Genomic DNA, 21,094 nt, shown 5'->3' with positions numbered 1-21,094 from the left:
GCGCGCGCCCGGGCGGTCGGCGGGGCGTCGCGGATGGCGGTCGGCAGGCGGGTCGACTGCCGTGCGGTGCGCGCGGGTGATGCGCGTCTGACCCGTCGGCCTCTTTTCCCATCGTGAACGGGGGTTTAGTGTGGGGACGGGGGAGGGCAACCCCCGTCCCCACCGTGTTGCGGTACACGCACGTGCGGATTGGCGTCCCAGTCGTGCGTGTCGCGCGGGAGCCGGGCCACGCGAGTGGCTGAGGATCCACCTCCCTCCACTTTGGTGGGGCGACGGCCGACGGCGGCGTCCGGGCTGGCCCGCCGTCGGCCTGTGGTCTTGTCCCCGGTGTCGTGGGCACAACACTGGGCGATCTTTCGCTTGGAACTCTGTCGATGGAAGCGCTCCCATCGACGTTGCTGCGACTGTAACGCCCGTCACGACTTTGTGAAAGCCCCAAAACGAGATCGAAACAACCGGGTGTTTCCGGAAGTCCGGTCTCTGGTGCTGGGAGCGCTTCCATGGCAGACTGTCGATCGACCGCGCGGAGCCAGGTACGTGTGAGCGTGGGTCGCCGAGGGCACCCGGCACGACCGGTGCGGCGTCCTGCCAGCAGCGGGTTCAGCAGCGTCCCGGACGACGCCCCGCAGCTCCCGGCCCCGGGCCGGGTCGACCACCATCCACTGGCACCTCGCGGTCCTGTCGTCTGCGAGGCGCCACCGCCGGGGCGGCACCGACCCCGGCCTGGTCCGAGGAGACACCGCGCAGATGAGAAATCTGTCAAGACGTCGCCGCCTGGCGTGGCTCGCCGCCGCGGCGCTGGCGCTCGGCGGGGTGACCGTCCCCGCCGGCGCCGCACAGGCCGCGCCGGCCTGCGACGTGGTCTACACGACGAACGACTGGAGCAACGGCTTCACCGCCAACGTCACCATCCGGAACCTGGGCGACCCGATCAACGGGTGGACGCTGCGGTTCGCCTTCCCCGGCAACCAGCAGGTCACCCAAGGCTGGTCGGCCCGGTGGAGTCAGAGCGGCAACCAGGTCACCGCCGTCAACGAGTCCTACAACGGCACCATCGCCACCGGGGCCAGCACCACCATTGGCTTCAACGGCTCGTACACCGGCAGCAACCCGAAGCCGACCTCGTTCTCGGTCAACGGGGTCACCTGCGGCGGCACGACGCAGCAGCCGCCGACGGTGAGTCTGTCGATCCCCGCCGGCCCGTTCGTGGCCCCGGCCGACGTACCGCTGACCGCGACGGCCAGTTCCCCGTCCGGGACGATCAGCCGGGTCGAGTTCTACCGCAACGGCCTGCTGGTCAACACCGACACCACCGCCCCGTACGCGTACACGTTGTCGGCCCTGCCGGCCGGTGACTACACGGTGCAGGCCAGGGCGTACGACAACAACAACCTCTCCGCGGTCGCCGAGCGGTCGTTCACGGTCGCCCCGGCCACCGGGCCGACGCTGGTGGCCACCCCGACGGCGTTGAGCGTGCCCCGCGGCGGCAGCGCGATCGTCAACCTGAAGGCGAGCCGGGCACCCACCTCGAACGTCGCGGTGACCCTGACCCGCACCGGTGACGCGGGCGTCACCACCACGCCGACCACGCTGACGCTGACCCCGACCAACTGGAACACCGGGGTCGACGTGACGGTCCGCGCGGCCACCGGCGCCGGCAACGCCACCATCACCGCCGCGGCCACCGGCTACCCGTCGCTGGCCATCGCCGTCACCCCGTTCGACCCGCCGGGCGGCGGCGACGGCGAGTACGTCCAGCGGTTCCTCACCCAGTACAACAAGATCAAGAACTCGGGTTACTTCAGCCCCGAGGGCGTGCCGTACCACTCCATCGAGACCCTCATCGTCGAGGCGCCGGACCACGGCCACGAGACCACCTCCGAGGCGTTCAGCTTCTGGCTTTGGCTGGAGGCCTACTACGGCCGGGTGACCCAGAACTGGGCGCCGTTCAACAACGCCTGGACGGTGATGGAGCGGTACATCATCCCGTCCACGGCCGACCAGCCGACCGCCGGCTCGCCCGGCACCCCCCAGTACGCCGCCGAGCACGACCTGCCCAGCCAGTACCCGTCGCAGTTGGAGCCGAACGTCCCGGTCGGCCAGGACCCGCTGCGTAGCGAGTTGCAGACCACCTACGGCACCGGCTCGATCTACGGCATGCACTGGCTGCTGGACGTGGACAACGTCTACGGCTACGGCCGCTGCGGCGACGGCACCACCCGCCCGGCGTACATCAACACCTTCCAGCGGGGCACCCAGGAGTCGGTGTGGGAGACCGTGCCGCAGCCGTCCTGCGACACCTTCCGCCACGGCGGCCAGTACGGCTACCTGGACCTGTACATCAAGGAGTCCAACGCCCCGGCGCGGCAGTGGAAGTACACCAACGCACCGGACGCCGACGCCCGGGCCGTGCAGGCCGCGTACTGGGCCCTGACCTGGGCCAAGGAGCAGAACAAGGCGGCCGATGTGGCGGCCACCGTGGCCAAGGCGGCCAAGATGGGCGACTACCTGCGGTACGCGCTGTTCGACAAGTACTTCAAGCGGATCGGCAACTGCGTCGGGGCCGCCGCCTGCCCGGCGGGTACCGGCCGCGACTCCGCCCACTACCTGCTCTCCTGGTACTACGCCTGGGGCGGGGCGTACGAGACCAGCCAGAACTGGTCGTGGCGGATCGGCTCCAGCCACAGCCACTTCGGCTACCAGAACCCGTTCGCGGCGTGGGCGCTGACCAACGTCAACGAGCTGAAGCCGCGGTCGTCGACGGCGGCGGCGGACTGGACCAACAGCCTGAACCGGCAGCTGGAGTTCTACACCTGGCTGCAGTCCGCCGAGGGTGGCATCGCCGGTGGCGCGACCAACAGCTGGGGCGGCAACTACGGCCAGCCGCCGGCCGGCACGTCCACCTTCTACGGCATGTTCTACGACGAGGACCCGGTCTACAACGACCCGCCGTCGAACCAGTGGTTCGGCATGCAGGCCTGGTCGATGCAGCGCATCGCCGAGCTGTACCTGGTCAGCGGCAACACCCGGGCCAAGGCGCTGCTGGACAAGTGGGTGCCGTGGGCGATCGCCAACACCACGGTGGGCACCAACTGGTCCATCCCGTCGGACATGCGCTGGTCCGGGCAGCCCACCACCTGGAACCCGAACAACCCGCAGCCGAACAACAACCTGCACGTCGAGGTGACGGTCAAGGGCCAGGACGTCGGGGTCGCCGCCGCCTACGCCCGCACGCTCATCGCGTACGCGGCGCGCTCGGGTAACACGGCGGCGAAGAACACCGCGAAGGGGCTGCTGGACGCGCTGCACGGCGCCAGCGACGCCCAGGGTGTGTCGACGGTGGAGAAGCGCGGCGACTACCGGCGCTTTAACGAGGTCTACAACGCCAGCACCGGGCAGGGCCTCTACATCCCGCAGGGCTGGACCGGCCGGATGCCCAACGGTGACGTCATCGCCCCGGGCAAGAGCTTCGTCGACATCCGGTCCTTCTACAAGAACGACCCGGCGTGGCCGAAGGTCCAGGCGTACCTCAACGGTGGGCCGGAGCCGGAGTTCCGCTACCACCGGTTCTGGGCCCAGGCGGACGTCGCCATGGCGTACGCCGACTACGGAAAGCTGTTCCCGAACGGCTGATCGAACTCCTCCGGGTGGGCCCTGACCCACCCGGAGGCAGGCCGGACCTCGGGGGTACAGGCAGGTTCGGCCAGCGGCCTGACGCCCACGGTCAGGCCGGGGTGGGTCGGCCCTCTGGCCGACGCAGCGGAGCGGTCGGCCCACCCCACCGCGCCCGACCCGACGGGCTCGGCCCGCATATCGCGAAAAAAAGTAGCCGCCCCGGGATCACAACACGGCCAGGGACGGAGTAACGTAATTCACCGGAGAGGCCGCTCCCCCCGTGGCGGCCTCTCCCTTGTTGTCTGGCCGGTCGGGTAGGCGCCGCAGGGCCCGTCGTGGTCGGCCCGCTGTGCGCACCGGCTCCGGTCCGGCATGATCCGGTCGCAGAACACCCAATGGCGTACGTGCTGGGTGTCCTCGGCGGACACGGTCGTGCCGGCCAGTTCGATTCGGGGAATCAGGGCCAGCGAACGGGTCAATGTGTACGCGAATCGGAGCGCGCCGGCCAGCTACCTGAGCTGGCGGGCATGGCGGCCACGGCATCGCCGTCGCGCCGATGGATCTGCGCGTCCTAGTTCTGTTCGGGCGGTGCACCGTCCGGTGTCACCGGGTGGCGCAGCCCCGGGTGACCGGCCGGCAACGACCGGCGCACCACCGCCCAGCTGACCGCCAACGCCGCCGCCACCAGCGGCCAGCTCAGCCCCACCCGGGCCGCGGTCAACGCGAGCACCTGCCCGCCGAGGTACAGCGGCAGGAACACCGCCACCCGGAGGACATAGGTCGCCGTCCACACCCAACTGCCCCGGCCGTAAGCCCGCAGCAGCGCCGGGTCGCGACGCCACCGCCCGCGCTGCCCGAGCGCCGTGCCGACCACCACCCCGAGCAGCGGCCAGCGCACCAGGATGCTGACCGTCCAGGCCAGGGCGCTGGCGGCGTTGGCCAGCAGCTGCACGAGGAAGAAGTCCTCGGCGCGGCCGGTGCGCACCACGACCAGCGCGGCCACGCAGACGGCGAGCAGTCCCACCAGCACCGAGCGCGGGCGGTCCCCGCGGCGCAGTCGCCAGCCGGCCAGCACCGCGCCGGTGGCCAGGGCCGCCACGACCCCGGCGGTGACCGACCGACCGGCCAGCAGCCAGCCCACCGTGAAGGCGACCGGCGGCAGACTGGCGTCGACCGCGCCCCGCCGCCCGCCGAGCAGGTCGGCCAGCGACTCCGGCCGCCCGACCGTCGTGGGGTCACGCTCCGACGTACCGGTCACCATCGCCTCCTCACCTGCGTCTCAACCTATCCCGACAGCACCGGCGGGCCACCGGCCGGCCGGCACGGGCGGGCCGCTAAGTTGTGCGGGTGCGCGTGACGCCGAGGGGTGGGACTGCGGTCTGGTTGGTCGTGCTGGCCCTCGTCCAGGCGGCGGCCTTCATCGCCGTCTGGCGATTCGCCCTCCACACCGGGATCGGCCAGTGGATCGACACGGTTGCCCTCACCGGCAACCGGATCGGCCGTGATCACATCGAAGAGCCGGTCGACCGGATCCTCAACGCCATGTCGGTGGTGTCGCTGCTGGCGGTCACCATCACGATCGGGTTCATCGCGCTGATCCGCGGTCGGGTCGCCCTGGCCGTCGCGGCCACCCTGCTGATCGCCGGGGCCAACGTCACCACCCAGCTGCTCAAGTACGGCCTGACCCGGCCCGACTACGGCATCGACCCGGAGCGGGTGTACGTCGGCAACAGCCTGCCCAGCGGCCACACCACGGTCGCCGCGTCGGTGGCGGTGGCGCTGGTGCTCGTGCTGCCGCCCAAGGTGCGCGCCTTCGGTGCCGTCGTCGGCGCCGGCTACGCCGCTACCGCCGGGGTGGCGACCCTGTCGGCGGGCTGGCACCGGCCCAGCGACGCGGTGGCCGCGTTCCTGGTGGTCGGGGTGTGGGCGGCGCTGGCCGGGCTGCTGCTGCTGGTCACCCAGCGTGAGCGGGCGAAGGTGGCCCGGGCCGACGCGCACCGCCTCACCGCGCTGCTGCTCGGCGCGGGCGGTCTGCTCGCGATCGTGGCCTGCGGGCTGGCGTTGTCCTGGCTGGTGGGCATGCGGGGGACCTCGGCGGCGGAGCTGGCCCGCCAGCCGCTGTTGGTCGGGTACGCCGGCAGCGCCGCCGGCATCGCCGGGTCGATGGGGGTGGTGATGGCGCTGGTGCTCATCGCCGTGCACCGTCTCGTCCCGCGTCACCAGGGCTGAGCGTCGACATGGACGAGGTGCGGGACGCCTTCCGGGACGAGTGCCGGCGGCTGGGCGAGATACTGCGCACCCTCGACCCGGCGGCCCTCGACCGGCCCACCGACTGCCCGCCGTGGACCGTGGCCGAGCTGCTGGCTCACGTACGCACCGGCGTCGGCCGGCTGGCCGACATGCTCGCCGCCCCGGCGCCCGCCCGCGCACAGGTCGACGCGGCCGGCTACTTCGGCGCGGCCAAGTTCACCCCGCAGGTGGACGCCGCCCGCATCAACGCCGCCCAGGCCGAGGCCGCCGGGCTCGATGCCGGTCACGACCCGGCCGGGCCTGCCGACAGGTCGAGGCTGGGCGCGGACTTCGACCGGGTCTGGCGGGCCACCCTCGACGCGGTCGACGCCCACCCGCACGACCGGGTGGTACGCACCCGGCACGGCGACGCCATGACGGTGCCGGAGTTCCTGCGTACCCGGGTGGTCGAGGTCGGGGTGCACGGCCTGGACCTGGCCGCGGCGCTGGACCGGTCGCCGTGGCTGACCCCGACGGCCGGTCAGGTGATCGCCGACCTGCTCACCGGCGGTCGCGCGGTGCCGCCGGAGCTGGGCTGGGACCGGCTCACCCTGATCCGCAAGGCCACCGGCCGCACCCCGCGTAGCCGCGCCGAACAGGCCACGCTCGACACCACCGGCTTCCGGTTCCTCGCCTTCGGCGGCTGACCATCCCGGCTGGCCCGCCTGTGGCTCCGGCTGAGCCTCCCGGTGCCTGCCACCGGGGGCGTTGGCGGCATCCGGGCGTCGGCTGCCGGCCCTGCCGTGCCCGCCGGTCAGCGGTAATAGGTGCCGATCATGGTGCCGCTGGCGATTTCCCGATCGGCGAGCGCCTGATGCACGTCGGGCGCCTGTGGCGCGTCGGGCAGCTGCAACGGCTGATCGAGGGCGTAGAGCCGGAAGAAGTACCGGTGCGGGTCCTCGTGGCGCGGCGGGTGCGGGCCACCCCAGCCCGCCACGCCGAAGCCGTTGGGCCACTCCCGGCCGCCGTCGGGCACCGTCCCCTCGGACACCCCGCCGGACTGCGGGGCGATCCCAGTGACCAGCCAGTGCAGGAACGGAGTCCGACCCGCGTCGGGATCCTCGACGAGCAGGATCAGCTCGCTGGTCGAATCGGGCACCCCCGCCCACTCCAGCGGCGGCGAGACATTGCCGCCCTCGCGCGCGAAGCGGTCCGGCAACTGGTCATGGTCGTTGAACGCAGTGCTGCGCAGCATGATCCCGGCCATCTCGGCTCCCTTCCCCGGTCCGGGTCGCGGCTACCCGCCGGGCGGGCGGCGAAACCCCGCGCGTCGTTGCTGCCCGCGCAGGCAACCGCCCTCGTGCACGCCATCGCCACGCGATGCCGTTCGGTTGAAATCTCCCGCGCTTCTTTTCCATCGAGCAGAATTTTCGGCGAATCCGACCGTCATGCCGACGGATCCGCCGAGGAGAGCTGAGTTTTTCGGGTTTCGCAGTAAGTACCTGCGCTTCCCGGACAGTGATCAGCAACTACGAGGTTGTTGGGCAGGTGTAGGGTTGCGGCAGCGAGTCGCCAGGCGGGCTCACCGGTCGCACGAATTCCGCAGGTTCTGCGGTGAGTATGGCGGCGAACCTAAGGATCAGCGCTCGCGATGAGGCGTACGGCTCAGCGATTGCGGCGGTCTCGGGGACCTGGCGGCTTCGGGCCCGGTTCCATTTCATCGCCGATGATCGTGCACTTTTCACCCATTCCCACCACTCAATCAGCCGTAATCAGGTTCCCGCCCGGTGAATCCCCCGGCAACGAGGGATATGAGAGCGTCCGCCGGCAGTGGACCGTCAGTCGCCGGCATGCGGGTGGGTGCAGTCCGACGTGGTGAGGCGTACGGTGAACACGTCGCACGGTCCCGGGACCGCGAGGTGCCGTCGCCGCCAGCCCGCCAGGGTGTTGAACGGGTCGTCATCGGAGCAGCACGCCCACACCGCTGTCCTGAGCTCCGCTGCCCTGGACGGCATCACAAGGGAGTACCCGATGATGATCGCCAGGCACCGAATCGTCAGCGTTCTTCGTGAACGCGACCAGCAGGTCAGGGCCGACTGGGTCGAGCGCGAACTACCGGAGCGGGTGGACCTCGACCAGCATGCCGGGCTGCTCGCCACCTTACGTCTCGATCCGGCCGACCTCGCCGACTCGCCCTCGCGGTAAGCCCGGCGATGTCGGCGTAGACGGAGGCCAACGCTGCGCCGTCGTCGCGGTATCCGGGCAGGCGGCTGACCGTGCTGGTCAGGCGGCGGGACGCGGCGCCGGCACCTGCGGCACGGCGGCGCGCAGGTGCGCCAGCACGATCGGGTCGATCCGACCGGACACCAGCCGCTCCTCCAGGTTCTCCCACCCGGCCCAGGCGTCCAGGGCCTCCTGCGGCGCGGCCGGGTCGGCCGGGTGCCCGAGAGCGGTCAGCAGGCCGGCGACCTCGGTGGCCAGCGCGCCGGTCAGGTCGAGCAGGGTGGCCGGGTCGGGCCGGCTGAACAGCAGGGTGTGCACGGCCAGCAGCCGGTCGAGTTCGGTGATCGGCTCGGGGTGGTCGTCGACCCGCAGGTCGATCATGACGTCGCCGGTGCCGCCGTATCCGCCGCCTCGGCGTACCACCATCAGCGCGGCGCTCTGCCGGCCCCGCCGGTCGCCGCCGGCGGCCTCCCCGGCGCGTAGCGCGGCGAGCAGCCGCTCGGCGAACGGCAGGGCGGTGCCGGCCAGCCAGGCGTCGCGCAGTGCGTCGACGACCTGCGGGCCGGTGAGGATGTTGCCCTGCGCCGCCCAACCGTCGCCGGCCTGCCCGCCGGCCCAGCCGTGGCAGCTCGCGCCGGTGTAGCTGGCGCCGACGCCGCTGGCGGCGACCACGCCGAGCTGGCGGTGGTCGCGTTCCGGGTCGGCGGCGACCAGGCCGGCGACCACGTCGGCGGCGGCGACGCCGGTGCGCAGCAGGGCCAGCCCCTGCGGCCGGTAGGCGAGGTTGACGTGCGCCTGGGTGGCGATCGCGCCGATGTCGGCCTCGGCGGCCGGCACGAGAGCACCGGCGGCGAGGAACCGGCTGGCCACCACGATGCCGTGCATCCGGCCGTCGTCGGAGCGGGCGACGAGGGAGAAGGTCACCCGGAGAAGATTAGCGCCGGGTGCGCAGTGGCTGCCGGCGGGCGGATCGGCTGGTCAGAACGGTGGTGCCGCGGGTTCAGGTGGGTTGCCGTGGGCCCGGCGGGCGTCGGCGAGGGCGACTCCGCCCAGGATCACGGCCACCGCGGCCTGCACCCCGAGGGGCGGATGGTGCATCGCCAGCGGCCCTACGGCGGCCAGGGCCAGCAGTGCGACCCACCGGGACCGGGAGACCCGGTTGAACACCTCGTACTCGAAGCGGGCCCGACCGAGGAGGAACAGCATCGGCCCGCCGAGCATCATGATGAGCCAGGCCTCCTCGGGATGGTCAAGCGGATGCTGGATCGACAGTTCGTAGCCGATCGCGGTGGCGGTCATGCCGACCACCATCACCAGGTGGGTGTCCGCGGCCGACCGGCCGATGCTGGCTGGTTGCCGGGCTCGGGCGACCGCCTCGGCGAGGATCTGCCCGGCCCGCTGGATGTAGATGCGCCAAATCAGGATCGAGATGGCCAGCGTCAACGCGAAGGTGGCGGTCTGCGCCGGGGGATAGGGGCCGTCGCTGTAGGAGAGGCCGGCGACCAGGATCGTCTCGCCGAGGGCGATGAGGAAGAACTGCTGGTAGCGCTCGGCCAGGTGCTCCCCGGCGATGTCCCACCGGGTGACCTTGGAGCGGCCGAGCCCGGGAACCGGGTAGCCGAACCGCCCGGCGGCGTACTCCACGCCCAGCGCGCACGCCCAGACCACCGCCCGGGGGGTGACCGGCAGGAAGGCGCCGACGATCCACAGCACGCCGGAGGTGGCGAACGTCACCGCAGTCCTGATCTTGAGGGGGCGTTCGGACGTCCCGGCGGCGATCAGGATCAGCGGACGCGCCAGTTGGGCAATCACGTACGCCTCGGCGAAGGCCAGTCCGGTGGTGGTGAAGGCGCGGGGCGTCGCCACGCCCATCACCATGCTGCCCACCAACGCGATGATCACGACGAGTTGCAGTCCGCCGTGGTACGGGTCGTAGCGGCTGGTCGTCCAGGCGGTGTTCTGCCAGAGGGCCAGCAGCGCGAGCAGCAACAGCAGCGTCTTCACGCCCCCGGTCACCGGGCTCCACCCCTCGGCGCCGCCCGGCTCCAGCGCCAGGTCCTCGAACGCCCGGGCGGAGATCCGGGTGAGGGCGAACACGTAGACCAGATCGAAGAACAGCTCCAGGAAGGTCGCCCGGCCCGTCTTCTGCGTGAACGGCGTCAGCCGACCGGCGCGGCGCGCCATGGCCAGCGGATCCCGTCGTCGGTCCAGTCCACCTCGCTGTCGTAACACCCGCAGGGACAGATCAGGTGGGTAACCCGGGAACCCGACGAGATCTTGCTCGGCGGCCCGGGCGGCGGGCACCATCGACCGATGACGACACGATGGGCAATGACGGTGCCGTTGGGTGGCATCCCGCTCGCCGACCATGCCGCGGTCTACTCGGCCCTGGCCGACGCCGGCTTCACCGACGTGTGGTCCTCCGAGGTCAACGGTGCCGACGCGTTCACCCCGCTGACGCTGGCCGCTGCCTGGCAGCCCCGGCTGCGGCTGGGCACCGCGATCACGCCGGTGTTCACCCGCGGGCCGGGCCTGTTGGCGATGAGCGCCGCCGCGCTCGCCGACGTCGCCCCCGGCCGGTTCGCCCTCGGCATCGGCGCGTCGTCGCCGGTGCTGGTCTCCGACTGGAACGCGGTGCAGTTCACCGAACCGTTCCGGCGCACCCGCGACGTGCTGCGGTTCCTGCGGGCGGCGCTGCGCGGGGAGACCGTCGACGGTGCCTTCGACACCTTCGCCGTACGCCGGTTCACCCTGGAACGGCCGCCGGTCGTGCCGCCGCCACTGCTGCTGGCCGCGTTGCGCCCCGGCATGCTGCGGCTCGCCGCCGCCGAGGCCGACGGGGTCATCCTGAACTGGCTGGCCGCCGCCGACGTGCCCCGCGCGGTGGCCGAACTCGGCGAGCGGCGCCCCCAGTTCGAGGTGGTCGCCCGGATCTTCGTCTGCCCGACCGAGGACGCCGGGTACGCCCGCAAGCTGGGCCGGCGGATGATCACGAGCTACCTGACCGTGCCCGCGTACGCCGACTTCCACCGCTGGCTCGGCCGGTCGGTGGCGCTCGGCGGGATGTGGCAGGCGTGGGCGGCCGGCGACCGGCGGGCCGCCCTGGCGGCGATACCGGACGACGTGGTCGACGCGCTGATCCTGCACGGCTCACCCGAGCAGTGCCGGGCGCAGGTGCGCCAGTACGCCGAGGCCGGCGTGGACGTACCCGTACTGGCGTTGCTGCCCACCCCGGAGGTGGCCGCCGGCGATGCGGCGGCGCTGGCCACCCTGGTCGCCCGGCTCGGCCTCGACGCCAAGGCACCGGCATGAACCTCACCGACCGGGTAGCGGTGATCACCGGCGGCGCCGGTGGGATCGGCGCGGCGCTGGCCCGCCGGTTCGCTGCCGAGGGCGCCGCCGCGCTGGTGCTGGCCGACCTCGACGGGGACGCCGCCGCCGAGGTCGCCGAGGCCGTCGGCCCGCTCGCCCACGGGGTGGCGCTCGACGTCACCGACGAGGCACAGGTACGCGCCCTGGTCGCCGACACCGAACGGCGCTACGGCCGGATCGACGTGTTCTGCGCCAACGCCGGAGTCGCCACCGGCGGGGGAGTGGAGGTCGACAACGCCGGCTGGGAGCGGGCCTGGCAGGTCAACGTGCTGTCGCACGTCTACGCGGCCCGGGCGGTGCTGCCGGCGATGCTCGCCCGGGGCGGCGGCTACCTGCTGCACACCTGCTCGGCGGCGGGGATGCTGACCGCGGTCGGCGACGCCCCGTACTCGGTCACCAAGCACGCCGCGGTGGGGTTCGCCGAGTGGCTGTCGGTGACCTACCGCGACCAGGGGGTACGGGTCAGCGCGCTGTGCCCGCAGGGGGTGGACACCCCGATGCTCGCCGACGGCCTGGCCGCCGGCCACCTGGGGGCGCGGGTCATCGCCGCGTCCGGTCCGGTCCTCAGCCCCGACGAGGTCGCCGCCGCGGCGGTCGCTGGGATGGCCGAGGAACGGTTCCTGATCCTGCCGCACCCCGAGGTGGCCGACTACGCCCGCCGCCGCGCCGAGGACCCCGACGGCTGGCAGTCCGGGCTGCGCAAGCTGGTACGCCGACTGCGTCAGTCGCCGGCCGAACCGCCACCACCGGCGGCAACGCCGTAGGCGGCGTTCTCGATGACGGCGGCCGAGTGACGGTCCGGCACGCCGTCGCCGCCCTCGAACGTGTCACGGTGGTACGGCCGCGGTGAGGAGCAGGCGAGCTTCAGCGGGACCAGCGCAGCGGACCGGGGTGTACCGACCAGAGCAGTCGCCGCCAGCGGGGGCGGGCGGCACGCAGCACGCCGGTGTAGGCGGTGGCGGCAACGGTCGCCGCGCCCGCCTGCTCGGCGGTGGCCGTGCCGGGCGCGAAGGTGACCTGGTTGACCAGGCGGGCCAGGTCGTCGACGGCGGCGCACGCGGCTGCCGACGGTCCCGCGCCACCGGCCCCGGCGTCGGTACCCGGGCCGGCGGTGTCGGTAAGGGTGCGCCCGGCCCAACCGGCGACCTCGGTGGCGGACAGGTCGGCGGCGACGGGCCGCCCGGCCAGCCGGAGCGCGTCGGTCACCTCCCGCCAGGCGCCGGCGATGCGCTGGCCGGGATCGCCCCGGTACAACCGGTTGCGGGTCAGCGCCCGACGCATCCCGACCAGGGTGGCCAGCAGCGCCACGACCACGAGCAGCAGCCCACCGGAGATGCCGGCGGCCAGCACCGGTGTCGACACCCCACCGGTGTCGGCGGGGCCGCCGGGTGCGGCCTGCGGTGGCGGTGAGGCGGTCGGCTCCAGGGTGGGCTCCGGCTGCTCCGACGGCGGCGGATTCTCCGGCTGCGGGCGGAGATCCTCCTCCACCGGCCGCGGCTCGTCATCCGGCCGGGGCAGGGGGTCGAACGGCACCCAACCCAACCCGTCGAAGAGCACCTCCGGCCAGGCGTACGCGTCGGCGGCCCGCACCGGCCCCGACCCGGGAGCGGCGAACCCGACCACCACCCGGGTCGGCAGCCCGGCCAGCCGGCCCAGCACCGCGAACGACGCGGCGAACTGTTCGGAGGTGCCGCGCTGCCCGCCGCCGTTACGCGGTCCGAACAGGAAGAACGTCAGGTTCGGGTAGGCGTGGCCACTGGGCGCGTCGGCGACCAGCCGGTAGTGCTCGGCCAGCCACTGCTCGATCGCCGCCGCCCGGGCGTACGGGGCGCTGTTCTCCTCGGCCAGTTGGGCGGCGAGCCGGCGCAGCTGCTCGGGTGCCCCGTCGGCGACGTGCAACACCCGGGCCACCTCGTCACCGGCCGGGGTGTTCGCGGTGGCCAGCAGGTTGACGTCCGGCCGTTCCCGCGCCGAGGTCACCGTGTAGCGCAACCCGGGGCTGAGCCCGTCGGGACGGATCAACGTGCCGGTGCCCGGGTCGTAGGCGACCCGCGCCCCGCTGACCTCGCGTGGGGTGGCCACGGCGGGCAACAACCGCCCGCTGAGGTCGCCCACCGTGATCTCCTGCTCGACCGTCTCCACGGTGGCGTGCGGGGCCGGGTCGGTGGCCGGCAGGATCCGCCCGGCGTTGCGGTAGGTGGCGCCGACCCGCCAGGTGACGCCGTCGTAGTCGCTCAGCACGGCCAGCCGGATCCGCACCCCGCCACTGGTCGGCGGCGCGTCCGGGTCCTCCGTCGCCGGATCCGCCGGTGCCGCCGTGTCGGCGGCACCGGCCCGCTCGGTGGCCACCTGGAACAGCTGCTGGTCCGGGTTCAGCGCCCAGCCGGAGATCCGGATCAGCGGGTTCTCGTCCAGCGTCTCCACCTGCGGCGGCTCCACATAGCGGCGTGGATCCACCGGCCGCGTGTCCACCAGGGCGGCCACCGCCGGGCCGAGCACCGCCGCCAGTCCCACCACGACCGCCGTACCGGCGGCCGACGCCACGGCCAGCCGGGCCCGTACCCCGGCCCGCACCGCCGGGGCCAGCTCGTCGACCGGGTCACGGCCGGCCGGCCGACCCGACACCGCCAGCCCGAGCGCCGCCACCGCCACCAGCGCCACGGTCGGGCCGATCGCCGGCTCGGCGTTCGGCCCGACCACGTACAACGCGCCGGCGTAGAGCAGCACCGGCGGTAGGTAGCCGAGCAGCACCCGCCCGGCCCGCAGCGCCACCTCCGCGCCGGCCAGCCCGGCCAGCCAGGCGGCCACCAGTGGCACCAGGATCGTGTCCGGCGTCGGCTCCACCGGGATCATCGCGGTCAGCAGCCGGGGAATGCCGTTGCGCGCGGCGTCGCCGGCCACCTCGGCGAACCCTCCGGGCAGGTCGGCCCGGTCGGCGGCAAACCGCAGGCACCACGCCGTCCACCCGGCCATCGCCAGCACCGACACCGGCGCCACCAGCCAGGACGGCAGCCGCCGCGCCACGACACTGACCAGCACCGAGCCGAGGGCCGCACCGGCGATCAGGACGGTCAGCAGCGACCCCGCGTACACCCGGCCGAGCACCACCCCGGCCAGCGTGACCATGATGATCAGGGCCGCCGGCACCGGTACTGCCCGCAGCAGCTTCACCACCGACGCACCCCGTCCCACTCGGCGGCGAAGGCCGCGCCGTCAGCGGCATCGACGACGACCAGGCCGGCCGCGCCCGGCGGCGTCGGCTCCACCGCCCCGAACACCCCGACCACCACCGACGGGTACGCCCCACGCAGCGCGCCGACGTGCCCCAGGTCGTCGCGGCCACCCGGCCCGGTGAGCACCACCAGGGTGTCGCCGAGCCGGTCGCGGCGCAGCCGCGTCGCCGCGGCCTCGAGCGTGCCCTCGCCGGTCAGCGACACCGCCGCCAACCGGTCCAGCGGCCCGCCGGCGCCCAGCCCCTCGCCGAACGCGGCGCCGTCCGGCCCGCCGGACGCTTCCTCGGCGGCGACGAACAGCAGCACCACCGGCAGATCCTCGCGGACCGCCGCAGTGACCACCGACGCCGCCGCCTCGCAGGCCGACTCGAACGACTCGGCCACCCCGTCGACCCGGTCCGGGTGCGCGGCGGCCCGATTGTCCAACAGCACCACGATCCGGGGCAGGCTGGTGTCCACGTTCTCCCGCACCATCAGCTCACCCACCCGGGCGCTGGTACGCCAGTGCACCCGGCGCAACTCGTCGCCGACGACGTACTCCCGCAGCGAGTCGAAGGTGATCGAACCGTGCGGCACCGCGTCGACCCGCCCGTCGAGACTGCGCCCTGCACCGGTGGGCACCGCCGTCAACGGGTGGATGCGCGGGTGCACCCACACCGGCACGCTGCCGCCGTAGGAGCGGGCCAGCACGACCAGCCCGAGCGGGTCGCGGCGGATCACCCGCAGCGGCCCGACCGGCACCACCCCGCGCCGGGTGGTCGGCACGTCGTAGCTGACGGTGGTGTCCGCCCCCGGGCGCAGCCGCAGCACCGGCACCGGCACCATCCGGTCGCCGCAGCGGTCGGTGGCCAGCAGGCTCGCCGCCCGCAGCCGCCCCGCATTGCGTACGGTCAGCGTCATCGTGGCCGGCTCGCCCCGGGCCACCCGGTCCGGATCCGCCTGCCGGTGTACCTGCAACCGGGGCCGGCGGGCCGCGGTGACCACGGCCACCGCGAGGGCGGTGCCGGCCGCCGCGCCGAGCAGCGTCAGCTCCGGGTACGCGAAATGGAAGCCGGCGCCGAGCAGCAGCACGGCGGCGACGAGCAGCCCAACGCCCCGGGCGGTGATCCCCACGGTAGCCTTCGCCGGTCAGGAGTGCGCCGGGGCCGGCTGCCCCGACGGCAGCGGCACCGGGACCGAGGCGACCGACTGGCGCAGCACGTCGGCGGCGGTCACCCCGCGCACCTGCGCGTCGGGGGTGAGCAGCAGCCGGTGGGCGAACACCGGTTCGGTGAGGATCTTCAGGTCCTCCGGCATGATCCAGCCGCGACCGTCGATCAGCGCGTACGCGCACGCCGCCCGGGTCAGCGCGATCACCCCACGGGGGCTGACCCCGACGCGGACCTGCGGGTGGGTGCGGGTGGCCGCGGCCAGCCGCACCGCGTACGCGTACAGCGGTTCGGCGATGTGCACCCGAAGGGCCATCCGGACCATCTCGCCAACGGTGGCGGTGTCGGTGACCGAGGCGAGCGCCTCGGGGGAGCGCACCGTCGCCCCGCGCAGCACCTCCACCTCCACCGACTCGTCCGGATACCCCACCGAGAGCTTGACCAGGAACCGGTCCAGCTGGGCCTCCGGCAGCCGGTAGGTGCCGTCCATCTCCACCGGGTTCTGGGTGGCCACCACCAGGAACGGCTGCGGCACCGGATGCCGCACCCCGTCCACGGTCACCGTCCGCTCCTCCATCACCTCCAGCAGCGCCGACTGCGTCTTCGGCGACGCCCGGTTGATCTCGTCGGCGATGACGATGTTGGCGAACACCGGACCGGGGTGGAACTCGAAACCCCGGGTGGCCTGGTTGAAGATGGTCACGCCGGACACGTCCGACGGCAGCAGGTCCGGGGTGAACTGGATGCGCCGCCACTGCCCCTGCACCGTCGCCGCGATCGCCCGGGCCAGGGTCGTCTTGCCCACCCCGGGCACGTCCTCCAGCAGGACGTGCCCCTGGGCGAACAACGCGGTCAGCGCCAGCCGGACCACCTGCGGCTTGCCGAGCACCACCGCGTTGATGTTCTCGGCCAGCCGGGCGGCGAGGGCGGCGAAGCCCTGCACCTCCTGCTGGGTGAGTGGTTCCTGGCTGTTCACGGTGGTGCTCCTCGCTGGGGTGGATCAGCAGGTGGGCAGGACGTTGATGTCGTCCCCGCCCTCCAGGTTGAGCCAGGCCCAGGGGATGTAGTTCTTCCCGCTGTACTCGACCTGCACCCACCAGGTGCTCTGCTTGTTGTTGTTGTAGATCCAGGAGTCGATGTTCGTACCCCGTACGCGGCAGTACGCCTTCAGCCGGGTCCCCGGCTTCGCCCAGCCGACCTGCTGGTCGTTGTCCTGCCGCGGCACCGAGAAGATCTCGTTGCCGTTCCGCCCGGACACTTCCCGGTCGCAGTAGGTGCGCTGATCACCGTCGGGACCGTTGTTGCAGGTCGCGATGCCGTACAACGCGTCGGTCGGCTGGGCCCGCGTCGCCGTACCCGGACCGGCGGCGTTGGTCGCCGTCACCGTGAACGTGTAGCTGGTGCCCGGCGTCAACCCGCTCATCGTGATGCTCGAACACGGGCCGCTCTTCGCCGGCTGACCCGGCCGGCTCAACGTGCAGGTGGCCTGCCCGCCCCCGGCGTCCACGGTGAACGTCACCGTCGCCGCCGTCGCGGTAGCCGACGAACCGGTCACCGTCACCCGCGGCGGGGCCACCGTCCGGGCCGTCGTCGTCGCCTCCGGACCCTCACCGGCCTCGTTGACCGCCAGGACCCGCACCGTGACGTTCTGCCCGTCGCCGAGGCCGCTCACCGTCGTCTGGGTGTCGGCCACCTCGCTGCGCCGGCCGCCCACGTCCACCACGTACCCGGTCACCGGCCGGCCGTTGGCCTCCGCCGGGGACCACTGCACCGCCACCGTGCCCGGCTGGTCGGCCACGGTGGTCGCCCGAAGCTCCAGCGGCTCGCCGGGCACCGCGAACGGCACCACCGTGTTGCTCACCGGAGACGCCTCCGACGCGGCACCCCTGTCGTTGACCGACACCACCGTGAACGCGTACTGCGTGCCGTACTCCAGCTCGCCGGCCTTGATGACCAGCTCGCTGCCGGTCGACTCGCCGGCCGGGGCGTTCGTACCCGCCGAGGTGGCGGTCACCGCGTACCGGGCGATCTTGTTGCCCTGCCCGTTCGCCTCCGGCCAGCTCACCGCCACCGTGCCGTCCGGCCGCGCCTCCGCGGTGACGCTGGTCGGCGCGTCCGGCACCTCCGCCGTCGGCGTCACCGGGTTGCTGCTCCGCGCCGGGCCCGCGCCCTTGGCGTTGACCGCGTGCACCGAGAAGCGGTAAGTCTCGCCGTTGGTCAGCTCCGTGACCTCCACCGAACGCTGGTTCGCACCGACCTCCAGCCGCTGCCCGGCACCCTCCACCACGTACCTGATGATCTCCGCACCGTTGGCCGCCGCCGGCCGCCAGCTCACCCGCGCCTGCGCGTTACCCGCCGCCGCGGTCACACTGCGCGGCGCGCCCGGCTTGCTCGCCTCCGGCTTCTTCGGCGGCGGAGGCGGCGGCGGGGGATCCGGCGGCGGGTCACCGCCGAGCACGTCGTTGGCGTACTTGTCGACCTCCCGCACCTGGTGCCGGTCGTCGACCACCCGCGCGGTCGCCGCGTCCGGCGCGTTGATGAACAGGTGGTTCTCCCGCACCTCCAGCTCCAGCGGCCCGCCCCACTTGCCCCGGATCGTGTCCACCAGCTGCCCGGTCGCGTCGAACGCGTATACCACGCCCGTCGCCTCGTCCGCACAGTAGAACCGCCCGGCCCACGCCACCGCCGGACTGAGCCGGTCACCATCACCCGGCACCGTGAACGAGTGCACCTGACCACCGTCGGCGATCACATGCACCTGCCGCTGCCCGGCCACCGTCACCGGCACCACCGGCCCGCTGGTGCGCACCGGCATGATGCCCGGCCCGGTCAACGTCTCCGCCAACGCCGTACGCCGCGTGGTGCCCCGCACCACGGTGACCAGCGCCCCGGCCGTACGGTCCAGCACCGCAACCCCGTCGTCCAGCGTGGAGACCACCAACTCGTGGCTCGGCTCGGCCACGTCGTGCGTCTCCACCTGCTTCGGACTCACCTGCGAGCCCTCCACCGGCGCCGACGGCAACGCGGCCGGGGTGATCGCCGAGACCGTGCCCTCCGCCGGCACCGCGACCCACAACCGGCCCTTACCGTCGAACGCGCCGCCGGTGATCCCCGGCGGATAACGCACCGCCTCACCCACCGGCGCCAACGACCGCGGATCCAACTGCCGCACCACACCCTGCACCGCATCCACCACGAACGCCGCGTCCTCGTGCAACGCCACGCTCACCCCCAGCCCGGGGGTCGTCGGCGTGGTCGCGGTGATCTGCAACGTGGCCAGGTCCAGCGCGCTGACCTGACCCGTGTGCAGGTCCCGCAGCACCAGCAACCGGTCCGTCTGCACCACCTGCATCGGATGCCGCCGCGCCGCGGGCACCTCCATCCGGGTGTCCACCCGCGCGGTCAGCCCGTTGACCCGGGCCAGCTCGCTGCGCGCCGCGCTCCACAGCCACGAACTCGCGTCGTAGCTGGCCACCGCGTTGTCCGCCGAACCCAGACCGAGCACCGTCAGGCCCATCGCCGCCAGCAACGCCAGCACCGTACCCACGGTGACCAGACCGCCGCGTACCCGCGACCGGGAGCGGGCGGTGCGGGTCGGAACGGCCTCGTCGATGCTCGCCACAGCCGGCTGCCTCTCGTATCGTCCTGGCAGGCGGCGCGCCGACACGGCGACCCCTCCCCTGAGCCGGGAGCCATCATATGGTCACGCAACGGACCCCGGGAACCCGCACCGTCCGCCTGTGGACACCCAGCGTGGCGTGTCGTCGGCGTGTCCCGCCACGACTGTCGGCCGAGGATGGTGCCCCGTGTCCGGGCCGGCACCGGTCGGCCCGGGAGGCCACCTCGCCCCCGGCCGGTGCCGCCCGCCCGGGAGCCGTGTCGATCAGTTCGGGGGGCCGGTGACCTCCCGCGACGTGCACACCTGACTCGACGTGGCGAACCGGTCGGTACCGTAGACGGCCAGCACGGCAAAGCAGTAGTCCACCCGGGAGTTCAACCCGTTCACCGTGTACTTCGTCTGCCCCGGGTCCACCGTGGCCAGCACCCCCAACGGCTGCCCGGTCCGCCCACCGGCCACCATGAACGGCACCAACCCGTCCGACGGATCGGTCCAGGTCAACGTGATCGTGGCCGAATCGTCACGCAACTTCAGCTCCCCGGGCGGCGGATCGGACTCCACCGGCGTCGGCGATCCCGGCGTCGTCGCCGGCGGCGCGGCCCGCCGGTCGAGAATCAGCACCCCCACCCCGACCACCGCGGCGAGGGCGACCACCACCGCGACGACCGCCACCACGATCGCCGCCCGGCTACGACCCCGCGCCGGCTCCACCGCCGGCATCACCAGTGGCCCCTGGTACGGCACCGCCACCATCGGCCGAGGCGGCACCCCCGCCGGAAGCACCGCCGGTTGACCCCAGGCCGGCGGAGCCGGAACCTGCGAGGCGTACGGCGCCAGCGCCCCGCCGTCGGCCGAAGTCGACGGGTAAACCGACGGTCCGGGCGAGAACTGCTGAGGTGATCCGTGCGGTTGTACGCCACCGACCGCGCCGTGCAACTGCAGGCTGTAGTCCGGGCCGTGCTGCTGCGGGCTGTGGTGCTGCGGACCGCTGGCCGGGCTGTACTGCGCAGGCCCGCCGATCGGGCCGGCCGAGGGCGGGCCACTGGCTGGCGCGTAGCTGGGTGGTCCGCTGGTGGGCTCGAAGGCGGGTGGTCCGCTGGTCGGCGTGTAGCCGGGTGGTCCGCTGGTGGGCTCGAAGGCGGGTGGTCCGCTGGTCGGCGTGTAGCCGGGTGGTCCGCTGGTGGGCTCGAAGGCGGGTGGTCCGCTGGTCGGCGTGTAGCCGGGTGGTCCGCTGGTCGGCTCGAAGGCGGGTGGTCCGCTCGCTGGCGTATAGCCGGGTGGTCCGCTGGTCGGCGCGTAGCTGGGTGGTCCGCTGATCGGTCCCGGCGGTGCGCTGACCTGCTGCGGATAGCCGGAACTGACGTCGACTGATCGGGGGTCGGACGGGAAGCCGCTGACGGGTGGTGCGCTGACCGGCTGCCCCGGCACCGGCGGCGCGCTGACCGGAGAGAAGGCCGGCGGCCCACTGACCGGCGATCCACTGACCGGCGAACCGCCAACCAGTGATCCACCAGCCAGGGGTGCGCCTGTCGGAGGCCCGCTCACCGGGGGGCTGCTTACTGGAGCTCCGCTGACCGGGGCCGCCGCGGCGGCGACCGGAGTCGTGGCCTGGGGGAGGGGGCCGGCGCGGGCCGCCTCCTCCTCCAGCAGCGGAC

Annotated in this window: 15 protein-coding genes; 6 read left to right on the top strand and 9 right to left on the bottom strand. The window is 73.2% G+C overall.

Features of this window, described 5'->3' with window-relative positions; all coding sequences use genetic code 11:
• Positions 1-747: 747 nt before the first annotated feature.
• Complete coding sequence (locus tag C1I95_RS18620; RefSeq protein WP_111215091.1) at positions 748-3,633, top strand: glycoside hydrolase family 48 protein; 2,886 nt, start codon at positions 748-750, stop codon at positions 3,631-3,633.
• Between the two features lie 553 nt (positions 3,634-4,186).
• Here the strand turns inward: C1I95_RS18620 and C1I95_RS18610 are convergent.
• Positions 4,187-4,873 (bottom strand): DUF3159 domain-containing protein, encoded by a 687-nt coding sequence (locus C1I95_RS18610; protein ID WP_233513739.1) that lies wholly within the window; start codon positions 4,871-4,873, stop codon positions 4,187-4,189.
• Positions 4,874-4,956: 83 nt separating this feature from the next.
• Here C1I95_RS18610 and C1I95_RS18605 point away from each other — a divergent pair, with 83 nt between their 5' ends.
• Both C1I95_RS18605 and C1I95_RS18600 read left to right on the top strand, forming a co-directional pair.
• Positions 4,957-5,844, top strand: a complete 888-nt coding sequence (locus tag C1I95_RS18605; protein WP_111215088.1) for a phosphatase PAP2 family protein — start codon at positions 4,957-4,959, stop codon at positions 5,842-5,844.
• 8 nt (positions 5,845-5,852) lie between these two features.
• The gene (locus tag C1I95_RS18600) at positions 5,853-6,551 is read left to right on the top strand and encodes a maleylpyruvate isomerase N-terminal domain-containing protein (protein WP_111215087.1); all 699 of its coding nucleotides are present in this window, start codon (positions 5,853-5,855) and stop codon (positions 6,549-6,551) included.
• Between the two features lie 107 nt (positions 6,552-6,658).
• On the opposite strand, the gene C1I95_RS18595 is transcribed toward C1I95_RS18600, so the two are convergent.
• Positions 6,659-7,111 carry a YbhB/YbcL family Raf kinase inhibitor-like protein gene (locus tag C1I95_RS18595; protein ID WP_111215086.1) on the bottom strand — a complete coding sequence of 151 codons (453 nt, stop codon included), beginning with the start codon at positions 7,109-7,111 and terminating at the stop codon, positions 6,659-6,661.
• A 764-nt stretch (positions 7,112-7,875) separates the two neighbouring features.
• Between C1I95_RS18595 and C1I95_RS35820 the strand changes: the two genes are divergently transcribed.
• A complete protein-coding gene (locus C1I95_RS35820) occupies positions 7,876-8,049 on the top strand; it encodes a hypothetical protein (RefSeq protein WP_199523808.1) in 174 nt (57 codons plus the stop codon).
• Between the two features lie 78 nt (positions 8,050-8,127).
• Here C1I95_RS35820 and C1I95_RS18585 read toward each other — a convergent pair whose 3' ends face one another.
• A complete protein-coding gene (locus C1I95_RS18585; RefSeq protein WP_111215084.1) occupies positions 8,128-8,991 on the bottom strand; it encodes a DUF1028 domain-containing protein in 864 nt (287 codons plus the stop codon).
• 54 nt (positions 8,992-9,045) lie between these two features.
• Positions 9,046-10,251 (bottom strand): low temperature requirement protein A, encoded by a 1,206-nt coding sequence (locus C1I95_RS18580; RefSeq protein ID WP_111215083.1) that lies wholly within the window; start codon positions 10,249-10,251, stop codon positions 9,046-9,048.
• 147 nt (positions 10,252-10,398) lie between these two features.
• Between C1I95_RS18580 and C1I95_RS18575 the strand changes: the two genes are divergently transcribed.
• A complete protein-coding gene (locus C1I95_RS18575) occupies positions 10,399-11,379 on the top strand; it encodes an LLM class F420-dependent oxidoreductase (protein ID WP_111215082.1) in 981 nt (326 codons plus the stop codon).
• Entirely contained in the window at positions 11,376-12,203 is an 828-nt protein-coding gene (locus C1I95_RS18570; RefSeq protein ID WP_111215081.1) for an SDR family oxidoreductase, read from the top strand. The genes C1I95_RS18575 and C1I95_RS18570 overlap by 4 nt, the downstream gene beginning before the upstream one ends.
• Before the next feature lie 100 nt (positions 12,204-12,303).
• Here the strand turns inward: C1I95_RS18570 and C1I95_RS18565 are convergent, their stop codons facing one another.
• From C1I95_RS18565 to C1I95_RS36410, 5 genes are all read right to left on the bottom strand, one after another.
• Positions 12,304-14,631, bottom strand: coding sequence for a transglutaminase TgpA family protein (locus C1I95_RS18565; protein WP_438941322.1), 2,328 nt, complete (start codon positions 14,629-14,631; stop codon positions 12,304-12,306).
• On the bottom strand, positions 14,607-15,785 hold the full coding sequence (locus tag C1I95_RS18560) for a DUF58 domain-containing protein (RefSeq protein ID WP_111215080.1): 1,179 nt from the start codon (positions 15,783-15,785) through the stop codon (positions 14,607-14,609). The genes C1I95_RS18565 and C1I95_RS18560 overlap by 25 nt, the downstream gene beginning before the upstream one ends.
• Positions 15,786-15,800: 15 nt before the next feature.
• The gene (locus C1I95_RS18555; protein ID WP_111215079.1) at positions 15,801-16,796 is read right to left on the bottom strand and encodes an AAA family ATPase; all 996 of its coding nucleotides are present in this window, start codon (positions 16,794-16,796) and stop codon (positions 15,801-15,803) included.
• A 24-nt stretch (positions 16,797-16,820) separates the two neighbouring features.
• On the bottom strand, positions 16,821-19,433 hold the full coding sequence (locus tag C1I95_RS18550; protein WP_233513741.1) for a fibronectin type III domain-containing protein: 2,613 nt from the start codon (positions 19,431-19,433) through the stop codon (positions 16,821-16,823).
• Positions 19,434-19,703: 270 nt separating this feature from the next.
• Positions 19,704-21,089 carry a fibronectin type III domain-containing protein gene (locus C1I95_RS36410; protein WP_233513740.1) on the bottom strand — a complete coding sequence of 462 codons (1,386 nt, stop codon included), beginning with the start codon at positions 21,087-21,089 and terminating at the stop codon, positions 19,704-19,706.
• Between the last annotated feature and the right edge of the window lie 5 nt (positions 21,090-21,094).

This window comes from Micromonospora craterilacus (assembly GCF_003236315.1).
GTDB lineage: Bacteria > Actinomycetota > Actinomycetes > Mycobacteriales > Micromonosporaceae > Micromonospora > Micromonospora craterilacus.
Note: the sequence above shows the minus strand (reverse complement) of the source record. Positions and strands in the feature narration are given on the sequence as shown.

Coding starts and splice junctions, on each gene's coding strand:
- C1I95_RS18620 (WP_111215091.1), top strand. CDS start 748: ATGAGAAATCTGTCAAGACGTCGCCGCCTGGCGTGGCTCGCCGCCGCG.
- C1I95_RS18600 (WP_111215087.1), top strand. CDS start 5,853: ATGGACGAGGTGCGGGACGCCTTCCGGGACGAGTGCCGGCGGCTGGGC.
- C1I95_RS18595 (WP_111215086.1), bottom strand. CDS start 7,111: ATGGCCGGGATCATGCTGCGCAGCACTGCGTTCAACGACCATGACCAG.
- C1I95_RS35820 (WP_199523808.1), top strand. CDS start 7,876: ATGATGATCGCCAGGCACCGAATCGTCAGCGTTCTTCGTGAACGCGAC.
- C1I95_RS18580 (WP_111215083.1), bottom strand. CDS start 10,251: ATGGCGCGCCGCGCCGGTCGGCTGACGCCGTTCACGCAGAAGACGGGC.
- C1I95_RS18575 (WP_111215082.1), top strand. CDS start 10,399: ATGACGGTGCCGTTGGGTGGCATCCCGCTCGCCGACCATGCCGCGGTC.
- C1I95_RS18570 (WP_111215081.1), top strand. CDS start 11,376: ATGAACCTCACCGACCGGGTAGCGGTGATCACCGGCGGCGCCGGTGGG.